Here is a 22709-nt window from a genome sequence, read left to right as displayed (position 1 = left end):
GCGACACCACCGGCACCACCCACTCCTTCGAGGGCGGCCACTACATCAGCGTCGTCGGCTACCACGACAACGGCAAGATCGTCACCATCGCCGACTCCGCCAACCCCGACCAGGCCAGCTACCAGATCACCATCGACAACCTCGCCGACTGGATCGCCACCCGCGGCTACGCCACCTCCTGACCCCACACACGACAAAGGGCCGGCCCCCACCCGGGGACCGGCCCTTGTCGTCGGCGTGGGTCAGCCGCCGGAGTCGGCCAGCTCCGCGCCCTCGGGCACGGTGTCGTCGTCCCGGCTGGCCAGCCAGCCCTCCGGGAGGTGGACCTTGCCCGGGGAGTTCGTCCGGCCGCGCGGCTGGCCGAGCGTCGCCACGGGGAACGGCTCCGCCGGGTCGAGCTTGCCGAGCAGGTCGTCGAGCTGGGCCAGGCTGTCGATCATGGCGAGGGAGCGGCGCAGCTCGCTGCCGACCGGGAAGCCCTTGAGGTACCAGGCGACGTGCTTGCGGAAGTCGGTGCAGCCGTCCCGCTCGCCCCTGGCCGGGTTCCGCGCCCCCGCCACGAACTGGTCGACCAGCAGCTCGGCGTGCCGGCGCATGGTCGCCGCCACCTCGCCGAGGGTGGGCAGCCGCCGCTCCGGCCGCCCGTCGAACGCGGCCTCCAGGTCGGCGAAGAGCCACGGCCGGCCCAGGCAGCCACGCCCGATCACCACGCCGTCGACCCCGGTGTGGGCGACCATCCGCAACGCGTCCTCGGCCTCCCAGATGTCGCCGTTGCCGAGCACCGGCACGTCGAGGGCCTGCTTGAGGGTGGCGATAGCGTCCCAGTCGGCGGTGCCCGAGTAGCGCTGCGCGGCCGTGCGCCCGTGCAGGGCGACCGCCGCGACACCGGCGTCCTGGGCGGCGAGCCCCGCCTCGACGTACGTCAGGTGGTCGTCGTCGATGCCCTTGCGCATCTTCACGGTGACCGGCACCCCGGCGGGCGACGCGGCGTCCACCGCGGCCCGCACCAGCCGGGCGAAGAGCCGGCGCCGCCACGGCAGGGCCGACCCGCCGCCCCTGCGGGTGACCTTGGGGACCGGGCAGCCGAAGTTCAGGTCGATGTGATCGGCGAGGTTCTTCTCCACCACGATCCGCACGGCGGCGGCGGTGATCTCCGGATCGGTGCCGTAGAGCTGAAGGCTGCGCGGCTGCTCGTCGTCGCCGAAGGCGATCATGCGCAGGGTCTTCGGGTTCCGCTCGACCAGCGCGACGGTGGTGATCATCTCGCAGACGTAGATGCCGCCGCCCTGCTCCCGGCAGAGCCGGCGGAACCCGACGTTGGTGATCCCGGCCATCGGCGCGAGCACCACCGGCGGCCACACCTGGTACCGCCCGAGGGTCAACGGACGCGGCGCGGGCACGGTCGGGGCGGTCACCGGACAAGTGTACGGGGCCCCGACCGGCACGTTCCCGCACCGGCCGGGGCCCCGTCGACGGCGCTCAGCAGCCGGGGAGGCGCTCGATCAGGTACCGCTCGACCTGGTCCAGCGAGATCCGCTCCTGGGCCATGGTGTCCCGGTTGCGCACGGTCACCGCGTTGTCGTCGAGGGTGTCGAAGTCGACCGTCACGCAGAACGGGGTACCGATCTCGTCCTGGCGGCGGTACCGGCGGCCGATGGCCTGCGAGTCGTCGAACTCGACCACCCAGCGCTTGCGCAGGTCGGCGGCGAGGCCCTTGGCCTTCGGGGAGAGCGCCTCGTTGCGGGACAGCGGGAGGACCGCCACCTTGACCGGGGCCAGCCGCGGGTCGAAGCGCATGACGGTGCGCTTGTCCACCCCGCCCTTGGTGTTCGGGGCCTCGTCCTCGTCGTACGCCTCCAGCAGGAACGCCAGCACCGCGCGGGTCAGGCCGGCGGCCGGCTCGATCACGTACGGCATCCAGCGCTCGCTCTTGCCCTGGTCGAAGTACGACAGGTCGACGCCGGAGTGCTTGCTGTGCGTGGACAGGTCGAAGTCGGTGCGGTTGGCGATGCCCTCCAGCTCGGCGAACTCGCTGCCGCCGAACCGGAACCGGTACTCGATGTCGACGGTGCGCTTCGAGTAGTGGGAGAGCTTCTCCTTGGGGTGCTCGTAGAAGCGCAGGTTCTCCTCGGACAGCCCGAGGTCGAGGTACCAGTTCCAGCGCTCGGCGAGCCAGTACTCGTGCCACTGCTCGTCGGAGCCCGGCTCGACGAAGAACTCCATCTCCATCTGCTCGAACTCGCGGGTGCGGAAGATGAAGTTGCCCGGGGTGATCTCGTTGCGGAACGACTTGCCGGTCTGCGCGATGCCGAACGGCGGCTTCTTGCGGGCGACCGTCTCCACGTTCTTGTAGTTGACGAAGATGCCCTGGGCGGTCTCCGGGCGCAGGTAGTGCATGCCCTCGTCGCTCTCCACCGGGCCGAGGTAGGTCTTCATCAGGCCGTTGAACATCTTCGGCTCGGTGAAGGTGCCCTTGTTGCCGCAGTTCGGGCAGTTCAGCTCCGACAGCGAGGCCAGCGGCCTGCCGTGCTTCTCGGCGTACGCCTCCTCCAGGTGGTCGGCGCGGAACCGCTTGTGGCAGGACTGGCACTCCGTCAGCGGGTCGACGAACTCGGCGATGTGGCCGCTGGCCTCCCAGACCTTGCGGGCCAGGATGACCGCGGAGTCCAGGCCGACGACGTCGTCGCGCTGCTGGACCATGGTCTTCCACCACTGCCGGCGGACGTTCTCCTTCAGCTCCACGCCGAGCGGACCGTAGTCCCACGCCGACCGGGTGCCCCCGTAGATCTCACTGGAGGGGAAGACGAAGCCCCGGCGCTTGGCGAGGCTGACGACGGCGTCGATACGGTCGGCTGGCATGTTTCCTCCTACGCCGGCTGGCGGTCGGCGGGGGCGAGATGTGGATGGATCGGTCGGTTCGGGACAACGGTACGACCGTCCGGGCCCCGAGCCCAGCAGAATACCGGGGGCGGGGCCAGCCACCCCCGCGAGCCTCCGCCCGGCCGCCGGGGCGGGTGGTCAGCTCACCCCGCAGACCTCCATGGCCCCGGTCTGCCCGTCGGCGGCGAGGGTGACCTCCTGGTCGCCCCGGTTGCCGCCGCTGAAGGTGACGGAGACCGGCACGGTCAGGGTGGTGGGGTCCACCTCGCCCACCCGGTACGAGTCGATCTGCGGCTCGGCGGCGACCCGGCGCTCGAACTCCGCCCGGGACTCCCGGCGCTGCGCGTCGTCGCAGAGCGCGTCGTACGACTTGCCGTACTTCCGCTCGACCAGCCCCTGGTAGTAGTCGTCAGTCACCGCGCGGCCCTGCTCCCGCACCGCCTGCACGTTGCTGATCACCAGGCCGACCACGGCCGCCCCGCCCCCGCCGCAGCAGAGCAGCACGGCCAGCGCCCCGGCCCCGAGGCCGAGCCAGAGCCGGGCGCTGCGTCCCTCGGTCGGCGGCGCGGCGAACGGCGGGGCCACCCCGGGGCCCGCCGGGGGCTCGGGCACGCCCGGCTCCGGGTGCGTCGGCGGGCCGCCGGGCCCGGGCGCCACGGGGTACGGGGGTGGACCGGCCGGTCCGGGTGCGGTCATAGGTGCAGGGTAGTGCCCGCCGGCTCAGCGGTACGGAGCAGCGGCCCGATCACTGGGGTTCACCTCGACCGTCCCGCCCGGGGCGGCTGCGGCCAGCGCCTCGTACGCGGACGGCTCGTCGAGCGACTCGGCCAGCAGCGGTGTGGCGTGCACCTTGACGTCGAACCCGCCCAGCGCCCGCCGGTAGGCGCCGACGGACTCCCACTCGGTGACCAGGCACCAGTGGCGTGGGTCGTCCAACGCCCGGAGCAGTTCCCCGCGCAGGTAGCCGGGGCGGGCGGCGAGCGCGGCCAGGGCGGCGTGCGCGCGTTCGGTGAAGGCGGGAGCGACGTCCTCGTCGACCACGAACCGGTTGGTGACCAGCACCGGGTCCTCCTCGTAGAGTCTGTGGGATGCAGCGTACGCAGCGCCCCCTGCTGGGTCGGTTGGCCCGGGCGAACCCGACGACGGTCTTCCTGGTCACGCTGGCGCTGGTGCTGGTGGCGCTGTTCACCCCGGGCGTGGCCGGCGGGGTGCTGCTGCTGGCGCTCGCCGCCGCCCTGGTCGCGCTGCTGCTGACCACCTGGGCGGTGCAGGCGCCGGCGACCCGGGTGATCCGGCTGGTGATGCTCACCCTGCTGATCACCGCGGCGCTGACGAAGCTGCTCTGATCCGCACCCGCGTGGGACCCATCCGAACGGGGCAATAGCAGACACGTCGCTCGCATGCAAGCATGCGTTTTTGACAATCAATTTCGTTATCGCGGAGAGTTGGGGCATGACGCTCCGCCCCACCGTACGTGCCCTGGCCACCGCGACCGCCCTGGTGGCTCTCGGCGCCGTCACCGCCTGCGCCGCGGACGGCACCGGCGCCGACCCGCAGCGGGTCGACGTGGCCGCCGCCTTCTACCCGCTCCAGTTCGTGGCCGAGCGGATCGGCGGCGACGCGGTCCGGGTGACGAACCTGACCAAGCCCGGCGCCGAGCCGCACGACCTGGAACTGACCCCACGCCAGGTCGGCGAGGTGAACCAGGCCGAGCTGATCGTCTACCTCAAGGGCTTCCAGCCCGCGGTGGACGAGGCGGTCGACCAGACCGGGGGCGACCGGGCCTTCGACGTCGCCGGGGTGCAGCCGCTGCTGGCCGCAAGCGCCGGCGGGCACGACCACGAGGGCGAGGAGGCCGGGCACGAGGGCGAGGAGGCCGGGCACGAGGGCGAGGAGGCCGGGCACGCCGAGGAGGAGGGCGCCAGGGATCCGCACCTGTGGCTCGACCCGACCCGGCTGGCCACCGTCGGCGACCGGCTGGCCGAGCGGCTCGGCCGGGCCGACCCGGACCGCGCCGCCGACTACACCGCCCGGGCGGGCGCGCTGCGCGCCGAGTTGGAGAGGCTGGACGCCGAGTTCGCCGCCGGGCTGAGGACCTGCCAGCGCCGCGAGATCGTGGTGAGCCACACCGCGTTCGGCTACCTGACCGAGCGCTACCAGCTCGACCAGGTCGGCATCACCGGGCTGGCCCCGGACAACGAACCCTCCCCGCAGCGCCTCGCCGAGGTCGCCCGGGAGGCCCGGGAGCACCGGGCCACCACGATCTTCTTCGAGACCCTGGTCAGCCCGAAGGTCGCCGAGACCATCGCCCGCGAGGTGGGGGCGAAGACCGCGGTGCTCGACCCGCTGGAGGGACTGTCCGCCGGCCACGACGGCGACTACCTTTCGGTGATGCGCACCAACCTGGCGACCCTGCGGACGGCGTTGAGCTGCTCGTGAGCACGCCTGTCATCACCGTCACCCACGCAGCGGTCGGCTACGACGGCCGCCCGGTGCTGCGCGACGTCTCGCTGACCGTCACCGCCGGCGAGGTGGTCGCCGTGCTCGGCGCCAACGGCTCCGGCAAGTCCACCCTGATCCGCGCGGTGCTCGGGCTGGTCCCGCTGCACGCCGGGTCGGTCTCGCTCTTCGGCGCCCCGCTGGGCCGGTTCCGGCAGTGGCAGCGGATCGGGTACGTCCCGCAGCGCCTCGGCGCCGGCGGCGGCGTCCCGGCCACCGTCCGCGAGGTGGTCGCCTCGGGCCGGCTGGCCCGCCGGGGCGTGCTGCGCCCGCCGGGCCGGGCCGACCGGGCGGCGGTCGACGCCGCGTTGGCCGCCGTCGGGCTGGCCGACCGGGCCGGCGACCCGGTGGCCACCCTCTCCGGCGGGCAACAGCAGCGAACCCTGATCGCCCGGGCCCTGGCCGGCGAGCCGGAGCTGCTGGTCCTCGACGAGCCGACCGCCGGGGTCGACGCCGCCAGCCAGGAGGCGTTCGCCGGGGCGCTGCGCGACTTCGTCGACGGCGGCGGGACGGTGCTCCTGGTCGCCCACGAGCTGGGGCCGCTGCGACCACTGATCAGCCGGGCGGTGGTGGTGCACCACGGCGGGATCGCGCACGACGGCGCGGTCCCCGAGCCGGCCGGCCACCACGCCGAGCCCGACCACGACCACGTGCACCCGCACGGACCCGACGAGCCCGTAGGGCTGTGGAGCAGTTGAGCATGGAGCTTTTCCAGTACCCGTACATGCAGCGCGCCCTGATCGGCGCGCTGGTCATCGGCCTGGCCGCCCCGGCGCTCGGCATCTACCTGGTGCAGCGCCGGCTGGCCCTGATCGGCGACGGGGTCGGGCACGTGGCGCTCACCGGCGTCGGCGCCGGCCTGCTGCTCAACCGCTCGCCGGTGCTGGTGGCGGTGGTGGTGGCGACGCTCGGCGCGGTCGCCGTCGAGCTGGTCCGGGCGCGCGGGCGCACCTCGGGCGACCTCGCGCTGGCGCTGCTGTTCTACGGGGGAATCGCGGGCGGCGTAACGCTGGTCGGGCTCTCCGACGCCACCAGCGCGAACCTCAACGCGTACCTGTTCGGGTCGCTGACCACCATCTCGCCGCAGGACCTGACCACCATCCTGGTGCTCGGCGCGGCGCTCCTGGTGACCATGCTGGCGCTGCGCCCGGCGCTGTTCGCGGTCTGCCACGACGAGGAGTACGCCCGGGTCGCCGGGCTGCCCGTGCGGGCGCTGAACATGCTGCTCGCGGTCGGCACCGCGGTCACCGTGACGATCGCCATGCGGGCCGTCGGGGTGCTGCTGATCAGCGCCCTGATGGTGGTCCCGGTGGCCACCGCCCAGCAGGTCACCCGGGGCTTCCGGGGAACGATGACCGTGGCGATGGCGCTCGGGCTGTTCGCCGCCGGTTCCGGGGTCTGGGTGGCCGCCAACGCCGACACCGCCCCCGGCGCGTCCGTGGTGCTGCTGGCGATCGCCTTGTTCCTCGTCGTCGCGGTCGCCGGCGCCGGCTGGCGGGCGGTGCGCCGACGCCGGACGAAGGCCGGCCCGCCGGTCGCCGAGCCGCCCGAGGTGGTGCTGCGTTGATCCTGCGCTCCGGCACGCCGGTGGTATTGGTTACCGTTACGAGGTGACCGACGGATCAGGGTACGAGGCGTACGAGGACGCCGGTGAGCTGCTGCGCGCCCTCGCGGCCCCGATCCGGCTGGCGATCGTGAGCGAACTGGCGCAGGGTGAACGGTGCGTACACGAGCTGGTGGAGAAGCTCGGGGCGGCGCAGCCGCTGGTCTCGCAGCACCTGCGGGTGCTGCGGGGGGCCGGCGTGGTCCGCGGCTCCCGGCGCGGCCGGGAGATCGCGTACGCGCTGGTCGACGAGCACGTCGCGCACATCGTGGCCGACGCGGTCAGCCACGCCGGGGAGGCATCGTGACCGAGGGGACCGTCGTCCGGAACACCCGGCAGCGCTCGGCGGTGAGCGCGCTACTCGCCGAGCTGGAGGGATTCCACAGCGCGCAGGACCTGCACGCCATGCTCCGCGGGCGCGGCGAGCGGGTGGGGCTGACCACCGTCTACCGCACCCTCCAGGGGCTCGCCGACGCGGGCGAGATCGACGTGATGCGCCCGCCCGGCGGGGAGCACCTCTACCGGCGGTGCAGCGAGGGCCACCACCACCACCTGGTCTGCCGGGCCTGCGGGCGCACCGTCGAGGTGGCCGGGCCGACCGTGGAGGCCTGGGCGGAGCGGGTCGCGGCGCAGCACGGGTACGCCGACGTCAGCCACACCCTGGAGATCTTCGGCACCTGCCCGGCCTGCGCCGGCTGACCCCGGCCGGGTCGCGTCCGCGCCGGGCGGGAAATCCGACCCGTGCCGGGCGGGGCGGACCGTGGCACGCTGTCCGGCGTGAAGATCTACGCCGATCGCATCCCGACCGCCGTCCGCCAGTTCCTGACCGACCTGCTCGTCGTCGTCTGGGTGTACGCCGCGATCCGCTTCGCGTTCTGGGTGCACGACCTGGTGCAGAAGCTCGCCGTACCCGGGCAGAAGCTGGAGGGGGCCGGCGGCAGCCTCGCCGACAACCTCGCCGACGCCGGCGGCAAGGTACGCCGGGTGCCGCTGGTCGGCGACGAGCTGACCGCCCCGTTCACGAAGGCCGCCGACGCCGCCCGGGCGATGGCCGAGGCGGGCCGGGACCAGCAGGAGCTGGTCGGCCAGCTCGCCCTGGCGCTCACCATCGCGGTGCTGGTGTTCCCGCTCGGCCTGGTGCTGTTCGGCTGGCTGCCGCTGCGGCTGCGCTGGATGCGCCGGGCCGCCTCGGCCAAGGCGCTGGCCGCCGTACCGGCCGGGCGGGACCTGCTGGCCCTGCGGGCGCTGGCCGGTCAGCCGATCGGCAAGCTGACCCGGATCGCCCCGGACGTGGCCGAGGCGTGGCGGCGCGGCGACGACGCCACGGTCGACGCGCTCGCCGCGCTGGAGCTGCGCCGACTCGGGCTCCGGGGTGGCCGATAGGGTGGTCCGGTGCTCTACTTCCTGATCGTCGTCGCCGTGCTGCTGCTGGCCTACGCCGCCGTGCTGGTCAGCTTCGTCCGCCGAGGCCGCAAGATCCCGCCGGCGGCGTACCTGGTGCTGGCGGCGCTCAACGGGCTGATCCTGGCCGCCGTGCTGGCCTGGGCCATCGCCCGCTGAGCCCGCGCCCGGCCCGGGTCGGCGAGGAGCGCGGGGCCCCCGCCCCACGACAGGGGCCCCTGGTCGTCACTCGGGGCGGGGGACACGACGGCGGACGTCCCGGGCGGTCGACGGGCCGGGGGTCCACCGGGCCACCCAGGGCAGGTCGGCGGGCGGGGTGAGCACCCCGTCCTCCAGGGCGGCGTACCGGCCGGCGAGGATCCGCTTCGCCGCCGCCACGTCGACGGAGTCGGTGTTCGCCCACAGGCCGGTGAACAGGGCGTCGACCCGTAGCCGGGCCTGGCGGCAGAACAGGTCGGCCAGCTCGACGTTCTCCGGTCGGGTGTCCTTCTCGGCGTACGCCCGGACGCAGACCGCGGACATCGCGAACAGTTCCGCGCCGATGTCCACAATCCGGCCGAGGAACGCCTGCTTACGCTCCATCTTCCCCTGCCAGCGGGACATCGCGTAGAACGTCGACCGGGCCAGCTTGCGGCTGTACCGCTCGACCTGGCGCAGGTGGCCGGCGAGCGGGCCGAACTCGGCGTACGCCCGCGGCGACTGGCCCCGGCCGACGGCGAGGGTGGGCAGCCACTTCGCGTAGAAGGCCCCGGCCCGGGCGCCGGCCTTCGCCTTGCGGCCGAGCCCGGCGTCGGGGTCGATGATGTCCCCGGCGACGGAGAGGTGGGCGTCGACCGCCTCGCGGGCGATGAGCAGGTGCATGATCTCGGTGGAGCCCTCGAAGATCCGGTTGATCCGCAGGTCCCGCAGCATCTGCTCGACCGCGGCCGGGCGCTCGCCCCGGGCGGCCAGGGAGTCGGCCGTCTCGTAGCCGCGCCCGCCGCGGATCTGGATCAGCTCGTCGCCGATCTTCCAGGCCATCTCGCTGGCGTACAGCTTGACCAGGGCCGCCTCGATCCGGATGTCGTTGCGGTCGTCGTCGGCGAGCAGGCAGCACAGGTCCAGCATGGTCTCCATGCCGTACGTGGTGGCGGCGACGAACGCGAGCTTCTGCGCGACGGCCTCGTGCTCGCCCACGGGCCGGCCCCACTGGACCCGGTCGGCGGCCCAGTCCCGGGCCACGTTCAGCGACCACTTGCCGGCGCCGACGCACATCGCCGGCAGCGAGAGCCGCCCGGTGTTCAGCGTGGTCAGGGCGATCTTCAGCCCCTTGCCCTCGCCGCCGATGACGTCGGAGTTCGGCACGAACACGTCGTGGAACCGGGTGAGGCTGTTCTCCAGGCCGCGCAGGCCGGTGAACTCGTTGCGCCGCTCCACCGTGATGCCCTCGGCGTCGCCGTCGACGACGAAGGCGGTGATCCCGCCGCGCCGCCCCTCGGCGGCCGGCACCCGGGCCATCACCACCAGCAGGGTGGCCACGGTGCCGTTGGTGGCCCACAGCTTCACCCCGTTGAGCCGGTACCCGGTGCCGTCGGCGGTCGGCTCGGCCGTGGTGCCCAGCCGCGCCGGGTCGGAGCCGACGTCCGGCTCGGTGAGCAGGAACGCCGACACCTCGCCGGCGGCGAGCCGGGGCAGGAAGCGCTGCTTCTGCTCGTCGGTGCCGAACATCTTCAGCGGCTGCGGGACGCCGATCGACTGGTGTGCCGACAGCAGCGCCCCGATCGCCGGGCTGACCGAGCCGGCCAGCATCAACGCCCGGCAGTAGTGCAGGTTGCTCAGCCCGAGCCCGCCGTGGGACCGGTCGATCTTCATGCCGAACGCGCCGAGCCGGGCCAGCCCCTGGAACACCTCGTCGGGGATGCGGGCGTCGCGCTCGATCGCCGCCCCGTCCACCTCGGCCTCCAGGTACGCGCGCAGCCGGCCGAGGAACTCCCCGGCCCGGGCGTCCTCGGCCGGGTCGGTACGCGGCCAGGGGTGGATCAGGTCGAGCCGGAACCGGCCGAGGAACAACTCCTTGCCGAAGCTGGGCCGGTCCCAGGCGGACTCGCGGGCCGCCTCGGCGACCTGCCGGGCCTCCTTCTCGGACACCTGACCGGCCTCCGTCGGCAGCGCCCCCGCGCCCCCGGCGGCGTCGACCGCCGCGGCGTCGGCGGTGGCCTCGGCGGCATCGGCGGTGGCCGCGGTGGCATCGGCGGTGGCGGGCCCCGGGACGGCCGGGGCCGGATCGTCGATCGGCGCGACCCGGCCGGTGGGGCCGCCCGCGGCGGCTCCCCCCGGCGGGTCGGGCGCGGGTCGGCTGTTCTGCGTCGTGGTCACGGCTGCCCCCTCGAACCTCGGTCCGGATGCGTCGACGCGCTCGACAAGAGCGACGCTACCCCTGGTTGTTACCCAGGGGTAGCGTCGCGTGCACCTCGGATTTCGGCCGGCGTCACCGCTGGTCGGCGGGGTCAGCCGGCAGTGAGCGGCTGCGGGTCGTCATCGTCGTCGTCGATGTCGTCGTCCCCCCAGTTCCGGCGGGCGAACGGCAGGACCACCCAGAAGGTCAGGAACCAGACCGCCGTGATCGCGGTGAGCACGAAGGCGATGCCCCGGTCCAGCACGAAGTCGGTGATCAGCAGAACCGCGCTGACCATCGAGACGAGCATGAAGGCGAGCCCGCCGCTGGCCATCCGGTGGGCGAACCGGACCAGCTCCGGTTTGCGCCCCTGCCGGAACAGCGCCCGGTGGAAGGCGACCGGGGAGATGATCATCGCGGTGGCGCCGGCCGCCGACAGCAACGCGACGATGTAGACGTCCTTCTGGAACTCGCTGGTACGCGTGAAACCGTTGCTGAACGGCAGGGTCAGCAGGAAGGCGAACAGGATCTGCACGCCGGTCTGCGCGACCCGCAACTCCTGGAGCAGGTCGGCGAAGTTGCGCTGCCAGCGCTGCTTCTCGGTTTCCTTCGACACGCGCTACCTCCGGGACGACGGTACTGCCGGCGGGGTCCACCCCGCCGGCAGCATCGCCTTTGCCCCGTCGGGCGGACGGCGAAACCGCCTCACGACCCGGTCCGCCGGGCGCGGTCAGGACCCCCGACGGATACGGCCGGCGTACCGGGCCTCCAGGGCGTTGTTGTGCTCGTCGCCGCCGGCGATGTTGGCCGACAGGTAGACCGGGGGCCGCTCCCCCGCCGCGAGCAGCCGGGCCACCACCTCGACCGTGAGCTGCTGCGCCAGCAGGGCGGCGGTGATGGAGGAGACCGCGCCGACCGCGCCCCCGCCGGGCAGCGGCAGGGTCGCGTCGCCGTACGGGGCGCCGTTGTCCAGCACCACGTCGGCGAAGTCGGCCAGCTTCCGGCCGGACGAGTGGCGGGACGTCATCCGCGCCGAGTGCAGCGCCGAGGTGATCGCGACGAGGCCGTGACCGCGCTCCTTCACCAGGGCGGCGAATTCCACGATGGCCCCGTTGACGCCGGAGTTGGAGGCGACCACGAAGACATCCGCCGGGCGGACCGGGGCCAGCTCGTACAGGCGGTGGGCCACCGAGGGGTCCCGCTCCAGCAGCGGGCCCAGGACGTCGGCCGGGGCCCCGCCGTACAGCACGAGGTCGCGCAGCGCGATCCGGTTGGTCGGTACCAGGCCGCCGGCCCGGCCGGCGATCTCCATGGCGAGGGCCTCGGAGTGGCCGGTGCCGAACGCGTGAACCACCCCGTCGGCGCGCAGCGCGTCGGCGACCAGGTCGGCCGCCCGACCCACCGCCTCCCGCTGGCCGGACGACACCCGGCCGATCGTCTCCGTCACCACCGCCAGATAGTCCTCGGCGCTGACCGTCATGCTTCCTCCGTCCGTCGGTTGCGGGCCAGCCAGTCCACCGCGAAGTCGACCGCCGCCCGCTGGCGCATCGACCTGCCCGTCCCGTCGCCGACCGGGCCGATCCGGACCACGCCGGTGGCATCCAGATCCGCCCCGAGCCGGGGGAAGTCGGCCGAGTCGATCGCCACGTCCTCCCACCATGCCCAGTCCTGGCCGCCGCCGGGGGTACGCACCGCCGCGCCCACCCGTTCCCTCGGCGGGGCGGCCTGCCGGTACTCCGCCAGATGCAGCGACGTGTTGCAGCCGTGGTCGACGCCGAGTAGCAGCACGTCGGCGTCCAGGTCGTACAGCCGGCCCAGCGGCGAGCCGGGGCCGAGCATGTCGGCCAGCGGGTGCCCGGCCACGATCTCCTCGGCGGCGGGCCCGAGCGCGGCGAACGAGACGTGCGGGTGGTCGCTGCGCCGGGCCCCCGGCCAGCCCCGGACCGTCTCGGCCAGCGCCCCCATGAACCGGCTCGGGGTGACCGCCGGGTCGAAGCCGGGGGTCTCGGTCCGGATCACCGGCCACCAGTGCATTGGCACCGGCGGGTTGCTCCACCCGGCCGGGTCGCTGTTCTCCGGCGTGTGCGTCGGCACCACCAGCGTGCCCTCGGGGCCGAGCACGTCACGCAGGGCGAGGGCCACCGTCTGCGGGCCGCCGCAGACGAACCCGAGCGCCCGCAGCCCGGCGTGCACCAGCACGATGCCGCCGGGGCGTACCCCCAGCTCGTGCACCTGCGCGGCGAGCGACGCGCGGGTGTGCGGCCGGGCCGCCGCGCCTGAGGTGGCCGACGGACCCGGGGCCACCGGCCGGCCCGGGGCGGGCGGGGGCGGGGCGGGGGTCATCGCCCGGCGCCCGTACGGGCCAGGATCGCCTCGGCGAGCGGGCCGGGCGCCTCGTCGGGGATCCAGTGCGAGACGCCGGGCAGCACGACGGGGCGGTAGTCCCCGGTGACGTGGGCGGCGCACGCCTCGGCGGCGGTCCGGCCGATCGCGATGTCCCGGTTGCTCCACACGAACGTGGTCGGCACCGGCACCGGCCCGACCGCCGCGAGATCGGCCCGGGACATCGCCCGGTACCAGTTCAGCGCGGCGCTCAGCGCGCCCGGCTCGCGCATCGGGTCGGCGTACCGGGCCACCCGGGCGGCGTCGCCGACCCCGCCGAGCAGCCTGCGCAGGGCGGCGGCCCGCAACGCCAGCAGCACCCTCTCCGCCGTGCCCGGCTTGCGGAACAGGGCGATGTACGACGAGCGGGCCTTCTGCCCGGTGTCCGTGGCCAGAGCGTGCGCCATGGCGGCGGGGTGCGGGACGGACACGGCGGTGAGGCTGCGCACCCGGTCGGGGCGGCCCGCGGCCAGACCCCAGGCCACGATCGCGCCCCAGTCGTGCCCCACCACGTGCGCCGCGTCCACGCCCAGCGCGTCGAGCAGGGCCGCCGCGTCGGCGACCAGCTCGGGGAGCCGGTAGGCCTCGACCGCCCCGGGCCGGGCGAGCGGCGAGTACCCCCGCTGGTCCGGCGCGTACGTGCGCAGCCCGGCGGCGTGCAGCGCCGGCACCACCCCGTCCCACTCGCCGCCGTGCTGCGGGAACCCGTGCAGCAGCAGCACCGGTTCGCCGTCGGTTGGCCCGCCGGTGCGGGCCTCGAACGTCAGCCCTCGCGCCTCCACCTGCATGATCGGCAGCCTACCCAGCGGGGCCGGGCTCACTCGTACTGGTTTCGCGGGGCGGGCACCTCCCGCCAGGACTCCACGGCCAGGTACGGGATCTCGGCGTCGTTGACCGGGTCCCGGCCGACCCGGGCGCTGTACCGGCCGGTGGCCTCGACCCAGGTGTCGTTCGGCAGGCCGAGGGGCACGTCGCCGGTCAGGCCCAGCTTGACCGGGCGGCCGTCGGCGGCGCAGCAGGACAGCACCATCCGGGCCAGCAACGGCTGCCCGTCGGGGCCGGCGACGATGAACCCGGTGAGCCGGACCCGGCGGTCGCCGATCGAGGTGCCCCGGTCGAACAGCGCCCGGGAGGCGTAGTCGAGCACCGTGACCGGGGCCGGGTCGCCGGGCGGAAGCGGCGGGTAGTCGGACGGCTGCGCTTCGGCGGCGAGCGCCGTGCCGGCCTGTTCCGCCGCGTACGAGCCGAGGGCCGGCGGGGCGACCAGCAGCAGGCCGAACACCGGCAGCAGGAGCAGCCAGCCGACCCGCGGCTCGTGGTGCCCGGCCCCGTCGCCGGGTTCGTGGCCGTGCTCCCCAGGCCCGTCGCCGGGCTCGTGCTCCCCGGTGGCGGGCGGGCGCAGCTCGTACCACAGTGTCGTCACGGCGGTGGCCACCAGCACCAGCCCGGCGGCGATCAGGAACGGGCGCAGCCCCTCCTTGACGTAGCGCAGGTAGAGGTCGGTGACGCTGGCCCGGACCACCGCCCCGCCGAGCAGCAGCAGGACGACCGCCTGCGCCTGCCGGTTCACAACAGCACCGCCCCGGCGAGGGTGGCCACCCCGACGGCGACGACGAAGGTCGCCGGGGCGAACCGGAACGCGAACCGGCGGCCGAGGACACCGGCCTGCATGGAGATCAGCTTGAGGTCGACCATCGGCCCGACCACCAGGAAGACCAGCCGGGAGGTGAGGGAGAACTGCGACAGCGACGCCGCGACGAAGGCGTCCGCCTCCGAGCAGATGGACAGCAGCACGGCGAGCACGGCCAGGGCGAGCACCGACAGCACCGGGTCGTCGGCGAGGGTCTGCAACCAGCGCTCCGGCACGAGCACGTTGATGGTCGCGGCGGCCATCGCGCCGACGACCAGGAACCCCCCGGCGTGCACGACGTCGTGCCGCACGGCGGCCCAGAAGGCCATCCCCCGCCCGACGCCGTCCAGCTCCGGCCGGCGCGGTAGCCGGAGCCAGTCGGCGCGACCGAGCCGCAGCCAGAGCCACCCCATGATCATGGCGACGGCCAGGCTGGCGAGCGCCCGGGCGAGCACCATCCCGGGGTTGCCCGGGAAGGCGACCGCGGTGGCGGTGAGCACGACCGGGTTGACCGCCGGGGCGGCGAGCAGGAAGGCCAGGGCCGCCGCCGGGGTGACGCCGCGCCGGATCAGGGAGCCGGCGATCGGCACGGAGCCGCACTCGCAGCCCGGCAGCACCACGCCGGCGACGCTGGCCACCGGCACCGCCAGGGCCGGGTGCCGGGGCAGCGCCCGGGCCCAGAACGCGCGCGGGACGAAGACCGCGATCGCCGCCGACAGCAGCACCCCGAAGACCAGGAAGGGCACGGCCTGCACCAGCACCGAGACGAACACGGTGGTCCAGGTCTGCACCCGGGGCGCGGCCAGCGCGTTGGCCAGCGGCTCGCGGAACACCACCACCAGCACCAGCACCGCGGCCAGCACCTCGACCGAGCCGACCGGGCGGCGCCGCCCGCCCGCCGCCTCCCCCGCCGGTACGTCCGGCGCGGCCACGCCGACCGGCCCCGTCGCCGGGGCCCGCCCGTCGACGCCGGCGGGTGGCGGGGAACGGTCGGTCGGTGACGTCACGGCTCGCCCCCTGCTTGGTCGACGGTTCGGCGGCGCGACACTATCGCGCCCAGCGGGCCGGGTCGATGAAGTACGGCGAGATGACGGTTTCCGCGTCGGGGGTGAGCTGCGATTAGATCACTTTGCCCGGCGATCTTCCGAGGTGTTAGCGTCGGCGAGACAACTTCACATCCGACAGGGGAGCGCACAGCGCTGAGAGTGCGGGCACCGCCCGCAGACCCTCGAACCTGATCTGGGTAATGCCAGCGCAGGGAGTTCGGTCGACCTCCAGCCGCGCCGCCGTCCGGTCCCACCAGGGCACCGGGCGCGGCGTGCGTCTTCTCCTGGTTCGCTCAGGACTGGGAGCCATCACATGAACCACACCGACAGCCACCGCTGGCGCACGATCGACATCGTGGTCGCCTCGGTGATCGCGGTCGCCTTCGGCGTCATCTTCTGGGCCTGGGGCCTGGTCTGGAGCGCCACCGAGGGGGCGTTCGGGTTCTTCCCGCCCGCGCAGACCCTGCTCTACGGGGTCTGGCTGATGCCGGCCGTGCTCGGCGGCCTGGTGATCCGCAAGCCGGGCGCGGCCCTGTACTGCGAGACCGTCGCCGCCGTCCTGTCCGCCCTGCTGGGCAGCCAGTGGGCCGGCACGGTGATCCCGCAGGGCATGGTCCAGGGCATCGGCGCGGAGTTGGCCTTCGCCGCGTTCCGGTACCGCTCGTTCCGGCTGCCGACCGCGCTGTTCGCCGGGGCGCTCACCGGCCTCAGCGCCGCCCTGTTCGACTTCCTCGTCTGGAACGCCGAGTACGACCTGACCAGCTACCGCATCCCGTACGCCCTGCTCACCATCGTCAGCGCCACGGTGATCTCCGGCGCCGGCGCCTGGGTCCTCACCCGCGCCCTGGCCGGCACGGGCGTCCTGGACCGCTTCCCGGCCGCCCGCGACTACCGCGCCCCCGTCTGACCGCGTTGGTCAAGAGGTTTGCGTCAGCCGAACCCGGTTCTCCGGACGCAGACCTCTTGATCACCCAGGCTGGTGGCGGGGTGGGGTTGGGTGGGAGGGGGTTTGGGTGGGTGGGGTGGGTGGGGTTTCGGTTCGGGGGTTCGGGTGGCGGCATGCCGGGCGGCGGGCCTGGGCGGTGCGCGGGGTGGACCTGCGCGTGGAGCGCGGCGAGCGGGTGTTACTGCTCGGGCCGTCGGGGGCGGGCAAGAGCACGCTGCTGGCCGCGCTGGCCGGGCTCCTGCCCGAGGACTCGGGCGAGCAGGAGGGCACCGTAGAGGTCGACGGGGTGGATCCCCGCAAGGACCGGGAGCGGGTCGGCATCGTCTTCCAGGACCCGGACACCCAACTCGTCATGGCCCGCTGCGGCGACGACGTGGCGTTCGGGCTGGAGAACCGGGGCGTACCGGCCGACCAGATCTGGCCCCGGGTGGACGAGGCGCTGCGCCGGGTCGGCTTCCCGTACGGCCGGGACCGGCCGACCGCCGCCCTCTCCGGCGGGGAGCAGCAGCGGCTCGCCCTTGCCGGGACGCTCGCCCTGCGGCCGGGGCTGCTGCTGCTCGACGAGCCGACCGCGAACCTCGACCCGGCCGGGGCGGCGCTGGTCCGTTGCGCGGTGGCCGACGCGCTGGACGGCGACACCACGCTGATCCTGGTCGAGCACCGGGTCGCCGAGGCGCTGCCGCTGGTCGACCGGGTGGTGGTGCTGGAGCCCGGCGGCGGGGTACGCGCCGACGGGCCGCCGGAGGCGGTCTTCGCCGCCCACGGCGACGCGCTCGCCGCCGAGGGGGTCTGGGTGCCCGGCCGGACCGTACCGCCCCGGCATGCCGGCGCGGCGCCGGGCAGCCTGCTGCTCAGCGCCGACCGGGTCGCCCTGCCGCCCCGTCTCGCCCCGATCGACCTCGCGGTACGCGCTGGCGAGGCGCTGGCCGTGCTCGGCCCCAACGGCGCCGGCAAGTCCACCCTGGCACTGCTGCTGGGCGGCCTGCTCCGGCCCGGGTCCGGCCGGGTGACGGCGACCGGGGAACTGGCCGGCAGGGACGCCCGGACTCCCCCGTACCGGTGGCGGGCGCCCGCGCTGGCGAGCCGGATCGGGTCGGTCTTCCAGGACCCGGAGCACCAGTTCGTCACCGGCACGGTCTTCGACGAGCTGGCCCTCGGCCCGCGCCGCACCGGCCGGCCGGAGACCGCCGTCCGGGCCACCGTGGACGCGCTGCTGGAGCGGCTGCGCCTGGCGGCGCTGGCCCGCGCGAACCCGTACACCCTCTCGGGTGGGGAGGCGCGGCGGCTGAGCGTGGCGACCGCCCTGGCCACCGCGCCCCGGCTGCTGGTCTGCGACGAGCCCACCTTCGGTCAGGACCGGCGGACCTGGCTGGAGCTGGTCGACCTCTTCGCCGAGCTGCGCGACGCCGGGCACGGCGTCGTCACGGTCACCCACGACCCGGACTTCGTCGCGGCCCTGGCCGACCGGCGGATCACCGTGACCCGCGAGCCGGCGCCGGCGACGTGACCGACACGAACCACGAAGCGACGGACAGCGCCACCGGTACGGACCACCAACCGCCGGGCGACGTGACCGGCGCGGCCGGCGAGGTGGTGGAGGCCACGTGATCAGTATCGAACCGGTGGCGGCGCCCGGCGCGCCGCTGGCCCGGCGCAATCCGGTGGCGAAGGTCGCGGCGGCGTTGGTCTTCTCGTTCACCCTGCTCGCCACCCTCGACCCGGTCGCCCCGGCGATCGCCCTCGGCGTCGAGCTGGCCGTGCTGCCGTTGTTCGGCATCCGGTACCGGGTGCTCGCCCGGCGGGCCGCGCCGTTGCTGCTCAGCGCGGTCGGCATCGTGGTCGCCCTGGTCCTGTTCGCGGCCGACCGTTCCGGCCGGGTGCTGGTCGACGCGGGGCCGGTGCTGGTCACCACCGGGGTGCTGCTGACCGCGCTCGGGCTGGCGCTGCGCATGCTGGCCGTGGCGCTGCCCGGCGTGATCGTCTTCGCCACCACCGACCCGACCGACCTGGCCGACGCGCTGATCCAGAACGCGAAGGCACCGGCCCGGTTCGCGATCGGCGCGCTGGCGGCGTTCCGGCTGGTGCCATTGCTGGGCCAGGAGTGGCAGATGATCAGCATGGCGCGGCGGGCACGCGGGGTCGACGCCGGGCGCAACCCCCTGGCCCGGATGCGACTGTTCGTCTCGACCGCGTTCGCGCTGCTCGTGGGGGCGATCCGGCGGGGCACCCGGCTGGCCGTGGCGATGGACGCCCGGGGGTTCGACGCGGGCACCCCGCGCACCGTCGCCCGTCGGCAGCGGTTCACCGCCGCCGACGGCGCGCTGATCGTCGGCGCGGCGGTGCTGGCCGGGGCGGCGCTGGCGGTCAGCGTCGCACTGGGCGCGTTCCGTCCCCTGATCGGCTGACCAGCCGGCCCGAACGTGCCGGGACGGAACCTGGCCAGCCCTGATCGGGGCCCGATCGGCCCGGCCCGCCCGGACTCCCACCGGCCCTGGCCAGCCCGGACCGGGCCGCGCGGATCGAAGATCGACTCCGGGTGCGGCATGTCGGCGTCTCCGAGTGCTGGGAGACCCCGATGTGCCGCACCTGGAGTCGATCGTGGCCGGTCAGCTACGGCGGAAGGCGTAGCGGCGGGCCTGGCCGGCGCGCTGGGTGCGGCCGGCGGGGAACCGGTCCTTGCCGGCCGGCGGACCGGCCTTCGGCGCGGGCGGTGCCTCCACCACCGGCGGGACCAGGGACGACGCCTCCGCCACCAGCGGAACCAGGGACGACGCCTCCGCCACCGGCGGGACCGGGAGGGCCTCCCCCGTCGGCGGCACCGGCGACGGCGTTCCCGCCACCGGCGGGACCGACAGGGCCGGCGGGCCGGCGGCGGCGATGGCCCTGGCCCGGATGGCGCTGCCGTCGTGGTCGGGCGGGTTCACGTCCACCTGGAAGGGTCGCGGGGACGGCTTACGGGGCTTGCGGGAACTGCGCTTGGCAGGCATACACGGCCTCCTGACTGCGGGCGTCGGCTCGTCCGCGAGCTGCGGGGCGCCGACGACGTGGCGGCTTGCGGGGCGACGGCCCACGACGGGTCGCGGTACGCCGACCATGCGGCGCGCCGCTGCCGTCGGGCGACGGCGGGGCGGACGGGAACGGGGAGTGCCCGGGCGGGCCGACCACGACAGGAGCCGCACGGGAACGGCGGCGTGGGGAATGCGGACGCCCGGAGCACCCGGACCCGCGGCGATGGCGGCGGGCCGGCTTCGGCAAAGTGGGGCGTCAGTTACGCATGTACGTGACGATAGCCGCCCGTCCCACCCGCCGCACCCGAATTACTGGCACGATCGTCGACATGCTGATCGCGTTCTCCGTCACCCCGCTCGGCGTCGGCGAGTCCGTCGGCGACCTGGTCGCCGAGGCGGTCCGGGTGGTTCGGGAGTCCGGGCTGCCGAACCGCACCGACGCCATGTTCACCACTGTGGAGGGCGAGTGGGACGAGGTGATGGCGGTGGTCAAGCGAGCGGTCGACGTGGTGGCCGCGCAGGCGCCCCGGGTGAGCGTGGTGCTCAAGGCGGACGTGCGTCCGGGCGTGACCGACGCGCTCACGGCGAAGGTCGCGCACGTCGAGGCCCGGCTCGCCGAGGGCTGACCCGCCCGGTCGCGGCCGTCGCCGGCCCGGCCGCCACCACATCGTGACACCGCGTCCGCCGCCTGGCCCCGCCGCCCGCCGGGCGCGATACGGTCGCAGCACCACAGGCGACGCGAGAGGTGGCGAGTACGGATGACGCAGCAGGCGACGGCGCAGATCGGTGTGACCGGGCTGGCGGTGATGGGCCGCAACCTGGCCCGGAACCTGGCCCGTAACGGGTTCCCGGTGGCGGTGCACAACCGCTCTCCGGAGCGTACCCGCAGCCTCGTCGCCGAGCACGGCGACGAGGGCACGTTCGTGCCGTCGGAGTCCCTCGCGGACTTCGTGGCCTCGCTGGAGCGCCCCCGAGCGGTGATCGTGATGGTGAAGGCGGGCGCCCCCACCGACGCGGTGATCGACGAGCTGGTCCCGCTGCTGGAGGAGGGCGACATCGTCGTCGACTGCGGCAACGCCCACTTCGCCGACACCCGGCGGCGGGAGGAGGCGCTGCGCGGGCACGGGCTGCACTTCTCCGGCACCGGCGTGTCCGGCGGCGAGGAGGGCGCGCTGCGCGGGCCGAGCATCATGCCCGGCGGCTCCGCCGAGTCGTACGCGAAGCTCGGCCCGATGTTCGAGAAGATCGCCGCCCAGGTGGACGGCACCCCGTGCTGCCGGCACATCGGCCCGGACGGCGCCGGCCACTTCGTGAAGATGGTGCACAACGGCATCGAGTACGCCGACATGCAGCTCATCGCGGAGGCGTACGACCTGTTGCGGGCCGGGCTGTCGGCGAGCCCGGCGGAGATCGCGGACATCTTCCGGGAGTGGAACACCGGCGAGCTGGAGTCCTTCCTCATCGAGATCACCGCCGAGGTGCTGGGGCACACCGACGCGGCGACCGGGCGGGCGTTCGTCGACGTCGTGCTGGACCAGGCCGAGCAGAAGGGCACCGGCCGCTGGACGGTGCAGAGCGCGCTGGACCTGGGCATCCCGATCACCGGTATCGCCGAGGCCACCTTCGCCCGGTCGCTGTCCGGGCACGCCGACCAGCGCGAGGCCGCCCGCCGGGCGTTCGGCGACGCCGGGGAGAAGTGGCAGGTCGAGGACCGGGACGCCTTCGTCGAGGACGTGCGGCGCGCGCTGCTGGCCAGCAAGATCGTCGCGTACGCGCAGGGCTTCGACCACATCCGCGCCGGCAGCGCGGAGTACGACTGGGACATCGACCTGGGCGGCACCGCGACAATCTGGCGGGGCGGCTGCATCATCCGGGCCCGCTTCCTGGACCGGATCAAGGAGGCGTACGACGCCCAGCCGGAGCTGCCGTCGCTGCTGGTGGCGCCGTGGTTCGCCGAGGCGGTCAGCGCCGGCGTGCCGAGCTGGCGGCGGGTGGTGGTCGACGCGACCCGGGCCGGCGTGCCGACTCCGGCGTTCTCCTCGTCGCTGGCGTACTTCGACGGGCTGCGCGCGGAGCGACTGCCCGCCGCGCTGATCCAGGGGCTGCGGGACAACTTCGGCGCGCACACCTACCAGCGGGTGGACCGGGCGGGATCGTTCCACACGCTGTGGGCGGGCGACCGCTCCGAAGTGGAGGCGTGACGCGCGCCGCGCTGACGGCCAGCACGACCGGGCCGGCCGGGGTGCTCGCCCCGGCCGGCCCGGTCGACCCACGCCGGGCGGCGGCCCCGCCTCAGCACCTCGCCGGTGCCGGCTGGCTCCTCAGGGCCACCGGGCGGCGTCGGGTGGCGTCGGGGCCCAGGCCGGGGCCGGGTCGCCGGTGGCCAGCTCGGCGATCTCGCCGGACCGGACGCCCGGAGTGTGCCCCTGCTCGGCGCAGTACCGCTCGGCGACTCCGGCGCACAGGTCGGCGACCTGTTCCCGGCGCGACGCCTCCACCAGGTCCGCCGCGGCCAGCGCGGCTGTCATCTCGTACCGGAGATCCCGCATTTCCCACCCCCGTGGCAGGCGCGTCCGCCACGGCGCGCGCCCGGGGCCGATCCTATGCCCGGCCAGCGCCGCGATCTCGGGAAACGCGTCAGCGCCGCCCCTGGGGGGACGCCAGCCCCGGCGCGGGTACGCGTCGGCCCCGCCCCGGCCCGGGGCCGACGAACGGCTCACCAGAACCGGCGGCGCTTCGCCTTCTGCGGGCGCAGCAGGTCGGCGCCCTTGCTGAGCACCCGGCTCACGCCGGTCGGGCCACGTCGGGCCTCCAGCGTGTGGCTGAGCCGGCGCGCGCCGGCCGCGGCCAGCGGCACGGCGACCGCCATGACCGCCCACTGGGCTATCCGCTTCTGAATCATGTGGGTTCACCTCCGCGTCGTCGCTGCTGAGAAGGTGA

Annotated in this window: 27 protein-coding genes, 1 pseudogene and 1 riboswitch; of the genes and pseudogenes, 14 read left to right on the top strand and 14 right to left on the bottom strand. The window is 74.6% G+C overall.

Features of this window, described 5'->3' with window-relative positions; genetic code table 11:
- Positions 1 to 182: pseudogene (locus tag C5N14_RS28315) on the top strand (C39 family peptidase); the annotation flags it as partial.
- 60 nt (positions 183 to 242) lie between these two features.
- Here the strand turns inward: C5N14_RS28315 and dusB are convergent.
- The 4 genes from dusB to C5N14_RS28295 all read right to left on the bottom strand — a co-directional run bounded on the left by dusB (position 243) and on the right by C5N14_RS28295 (position 3942).
- A complete protein-coding gene (dusB, locus tag C5N14_RS28310) occupies positions 243 to 1415 on the bottom strand; it encodes a tRNA dihydrouridine synthase DusB (RefSeq protein ID WP_117672481.1) in 1173 nt (390 codons plus the stop codon).
- A 64-nt stretch (positions 1416 to 1479) separates the two neighbouring features.
- Entirely contained in the window at positions 1480 to 2859 is a 1380-nt protein-coding gene (locus C5N14_RS28305) for a glycine--tRNA ligase (protein ID WP_117672479.1), read from the bottom strand.
- 159 nt (positions 2860 to 3018) lie between these two features.
- Positions 3019 to 3492: a hypothetical protein gene (locus tag C5N14_RS28300; RefSeq protein ID WP_117672507.1), complete on the bottom strand. Its 474-nt coding sequence runs from the start codon at positions 3490 to 3492 to the stop codon at positions 3019 to 3021.
- Positions 3493 to 3600: 108 nt separating this feature from the next.
- Positions 3601 to 3942 (bottom strand): antibiotic biosynthesis monooxygenase, encoded by a 342-nt coding sequence (locus C5N14_RS28295; RefSeq protein WP_117672477.1) that lies wholly within the window; start codon positions 3940 to 3942, stop codon positions 3601 to 3603.
- Between the two features lie 26 nt (positions 3943 to 3968).
- Between C5N14_RS28295 and C5N14_RS28290 the strand changes: the two genes are divergently transcribed.
- The 8 genes from C5N14_RS28290 (at position 3969) to C5N14_RS32450 (ending at position 8542) form a co-directional block, all read left to right on the top strand.
- Positions 3969 to 4226, top strand: coding sequence for a hypothetical protein (locus C5N14_RS28290; RefSeq protein WP_117672475.1), 258 nt, complete (start codon positions 3969 to 3971; stop codon positions 4224 to 4226).
- A 106-nt stretch (positions 4227 to 4332) separates the two neighbouring features.
- Entirely contained in the window at positions 4333 to 5319 is a 987-nt protein-coding gene (locus C5N14_RS28285; protein WP_117672473.1) for a metal ABC transporter substrate-binding protein, read from the top strand.
- Positions 5316 to 6077 carry a metal ABC transporter ATP-binding protein gene (locus C5N14_RS28280; RefSeq protein ID WP_117672471.1) on the top strand — a complete coding sequence of 254 codons (762 nt, stop codon included), beginning with the start codon at positions 5316 to 5318 and terminating at the stop codon, positions 6075 to 6077. The genes C5N14_RS28285 and C5N14_RS28280 overlap by 4 nt, the downstream gene beginning before the upstream one ends.
- Before the next feature lie 2 nt (positions 6078 to 6079).
- A complete protein-coding gene (locus C5N14_RS28275) occupies positions 6080 to 6946 on the top strand; it encodes a metal ABC transporter permease (protein WP_117672468.1) in 867 nt (288 codons plus the stop codon).
- Between the two features lie 43 nt (positions 6947 to 6989).
- Positions 6990 to 7289, top strand: a complete 300-nt coding sequence (locus C5N14_RS28270; protein WP_117672466.1) for a helix-turn-helix transcriptional regulator — start codon at positions 6990 to 6992, stop codon at positions 7287 to 7289.
- Complete coding sequence (locus tag C5N14_RS28265) at positions 7286 to 7681, top strand: Fur family transcriptional regulator (RefSeq protein WP_371685923.1); 396 nt, start codon at positions 7286 to 7288, stop codon at positions 7679 to 7681. Before C5N14_RS28270 ends, C5N14_RS28265 begins: the two co-directional genes overlap by 4 nt.
- A gap of 78 nt (positions 7682 to 7759) precedes the next feature.
- The gene (locus C5N14_RS28260) at positions 7760 to 8365 is read left to right on the top strand and encodes a hypothetical protein (protein ID WP_117672503.1); all 606 of its coding nucleotides are present in this window, start codon (positions 7760 to 7762) and stop codon (positions 8363 to 8365) included.
- A 9-nt stretch (positions 8366 to 8374) separates the two neighbouring features.
- Positions 8375 to 8542: a hypothetical protein gene (locus C5N14_RS32450; protein WP_165878256.1), complete on the top strand. Its 168-nt coding sequence runs from the start codon at positions 8375 to 8377 to the stop codon at positions 8540 to 8542.
- A 66-nt stretch (positions 8543 to 8608) separates the two neighbouring features.
- Here C5N14_RS32450 and C5N14_RS28255 read toward each other — a convergent pair whose 3' ends face one another.
- The 7 genes from C5N14_RS28255 to C5N14_RS28225 form a co-directional block, all read right to left on the bottom strand.
- On the bottom strand, positions 8609 to 10738 hold the full coding sequence (locus C5N14_RS28255; RefSeq protein WP_371685922.1) for an acyl-CoA dehydrogenase family protein: 2130 nt from the start codon (positions 10736 to 10738) through the stop codon (positions 8609 to 8611).
- A gap of 131 nt (positions 10739 to 10869) precedes the next feature.
- Positions 10870 to 11373 carry a DUF6328 family protein gene (locus C5N14_RS28250; RefSeq protein ID WP_117672464.1) on the bottom strand — a complete coding sequence of 168 codons (504 nt, stop codon included), beginning with the start codon at positions 11371 to 11373 and terminating at the stop codon, positions 10870 to 10872.
- A gap of 114 nt (positions 11374 to 11487) precedes the next feature.
- On the bottom strand, positions 11488 to 12237 hold the full coding sequence (locus tag C5N14_RS28245) for a sugar isomerase domain-containing protein (RefSeq protein ID WP_117672462.1): 750 nt from the start codon (positions 12235 to 12237) through the stop codon (positions 11488 to 11490).
- Complete coding sequence (locus C5N14_RS28240) at positions 12234 to 13100, bottom strand: aminoglycoside N(3)-acetyltransferase (protein ID WP_117672460.1); 867 nt, start codon at positions 13098 to 13100, stop codon at positions 12234 to 12236. The genes C5N14_RS28245 and C5N14_RS28240 overlap by 4 nt, the downstream gene beginning before the upstream one ends.
- Positions 13097 to 13927: an alpha/beta fold hydrolase gene (locus C5N14_RS28235; protein ID WP_117672499.1), complete on the bottom strand. Its 831-nt coding sequence runs from the start codon at positions 13925 to 13927 to the stop codon at positions 13097 to 13099. The genes C5N14_RS28240 and C5N14_RS28235 overlap by 4 nt, the downstream gene beginning before the upstream one ends.
- A 29-nt stretch (positions 13928 to 13956) precedes the next feature.
- Positions 13957 to 14709: a TIGR03943 family protein gene (locus C5N14_RS28230; protein ID WP_117672458.1), complete on the bottom strand. Its 753-nt coding sequence runs from the start codon at positions 14707 to 14709 to the stop codon at positions 13957 to 13959.
- Positions 14706 to 15701 carry a permease gene (locus tag C5N14_RS28225; RefSeq protein WP_117672497.1) on the bottom strand — a complete coding sequence of 332 codons (996 nt, stop codon included), beginning with the start codon at positions 15699 to 15701 and terminating at the stop codon, positions 14706 to 14708. The genes C5N14_RS28230 and C5N14_RS28225 overlap by 4 nt, the downstream gene beginning before the upstream one ends.
- Before the next feature lie 241 nt (positions 15702 to 15942).
- Positions 15943 to 16048: riboswitch (TPP riboswitch) on the top strand.
- A gap of 80 nt (positions 16049 to 16128) precedes the next feature.
- On the opposite strand from C5N14_RS28225, the gene C5N14_RS28220 reads away from it, so the two are divergent.
- The 3 genes from C5N14_RS28220 (at position 16129) to C5N14_RS28210 (ending at position 19166) form a co-directional block, all read left to right on the top strand.
- Entirely contained in the window at positions 16129 to 16722 is a 594-nt protein-coding gene (locus C5N14_RS28220) for an ECF transporter S component (RefSeq protein WP_117672456.1), read from the top strand.
- Between the two features lie 115 nt (positions 16723 to 16837).
- Positions 16838 to 18268 carry an ABC transporter ATP-binding protein gene (locus C5N14_RS28215; RefSeq protein ID WP_117672495.1) on the top strand — a complete coding sequence of 477 codons (1431 nt, stop codon included), beginning with the start codon at positions 16838 to 16840 and terminating at the stop codon, positions 18266 to 18268.
- 97 nt (positions 18269 to 18365) lie between these two features.
- Positions 18366 to 19166 (top strand): energy-coupling factor transporter transmembrane protein EcfT, encoded by an 801-nt coding sequence (locus C5N14_RS28210; RefSeq protein ID WP_117672454.1) that lies wholly within the window; start codon positions 18366 to 18368, stop codon positions 19164 to 19166.
- Positions 19167 to 19367: 201 nt separating this feature from the next.
- Here C5N14_RS28210 and C5N14_RS32445 read toward each other — a convergent pair whose 3' ends face one another.
- Entirely contained in the window at positions 19368 to 19748 is a 381-nt protein-coding gene (locus C5N14_RS32445) for a hypothetical protein (RefSeq protein WP_165878255.1), read from the bottom strand.
- A 350-nt stretch (positions 19749 to 20098) separates the two neighbouring features.
- Between C5N14_RS32445 and C5N14_RS28195 the strand changes: the two genes are divergently transcribed.
- Together C5N14_RS28195 and gndA are read left to right on the top strand one after the other, a co-directional pair.
- Positions 20099 to 20395: an MTH1187 family thiamine-binding protein gene (locus tag C5N14_RS28195; protein WP_117672448.1), complete on the top strand. Its 297-nt coding sequence runs from the start codon at positions 20099 to 20101 to the stop codon at positions 20393 to 20395.
- Between the two features lie 132 nt (positions 20396 to 20527).
- Positions 20528 to 21970 carry an NADP-dependent phosphogluconate dehydrogenase gene (gndA, locus tag C5N14_RS28190; RefSeq protein WP_117672446.1) on the top strand — a complete coding sequence of 481 codons (1443 nt, stop codon included), beginning with the start codon at positions 20528 to 20530 and terminating at the stop codon, positions 21968 to 21970.
- Between the two features lie 120 nt (positions 21971 to 22090).
- On the opposite strand, the gene C5N14_RS28185 is transcribed toward gndA, so the two are convergent.
- Both C5N14_RS28185 and C5N14_RS28180 read right to left on the bottom strand, forming a co-directional pair.
- Complete coding sequence (locus C5N14_RS28185) at positions 22091 to 22318, bottom strand: thioredoxin reductase (RefSeq protein ID WP_117672444.1); 228 nt, start codon at positions 22316 to 22318, stop codon at positions 22091 to 22093.
- 167 nt (positions 22319 to 22485) lie between these two features.
- A complete protein-coding gene (locus C5N14_RS28180; RefSeq protein ID WP_117672442.1) occupies positions 22486 to 22671 on the bottom strand; it encodes a hypothetical protein in 186 nt (61 codons plus the stop codon).
- Positions 22672 to 22709 lie beyond the last annotated feature (38 nt).

The sequence above is a fragment of the Micromonospora sp. MW-13 genome, assembly GCF_003434305.1.
Classification (GTDB): Bacteria; Actinomycetota; Actinomycetes; order Mycobacteriales; family Micromonosporaceae; genus Micromonospora.
This window is presented reverse-complemented; position numbering and strand designations above follow the sequence as displayed.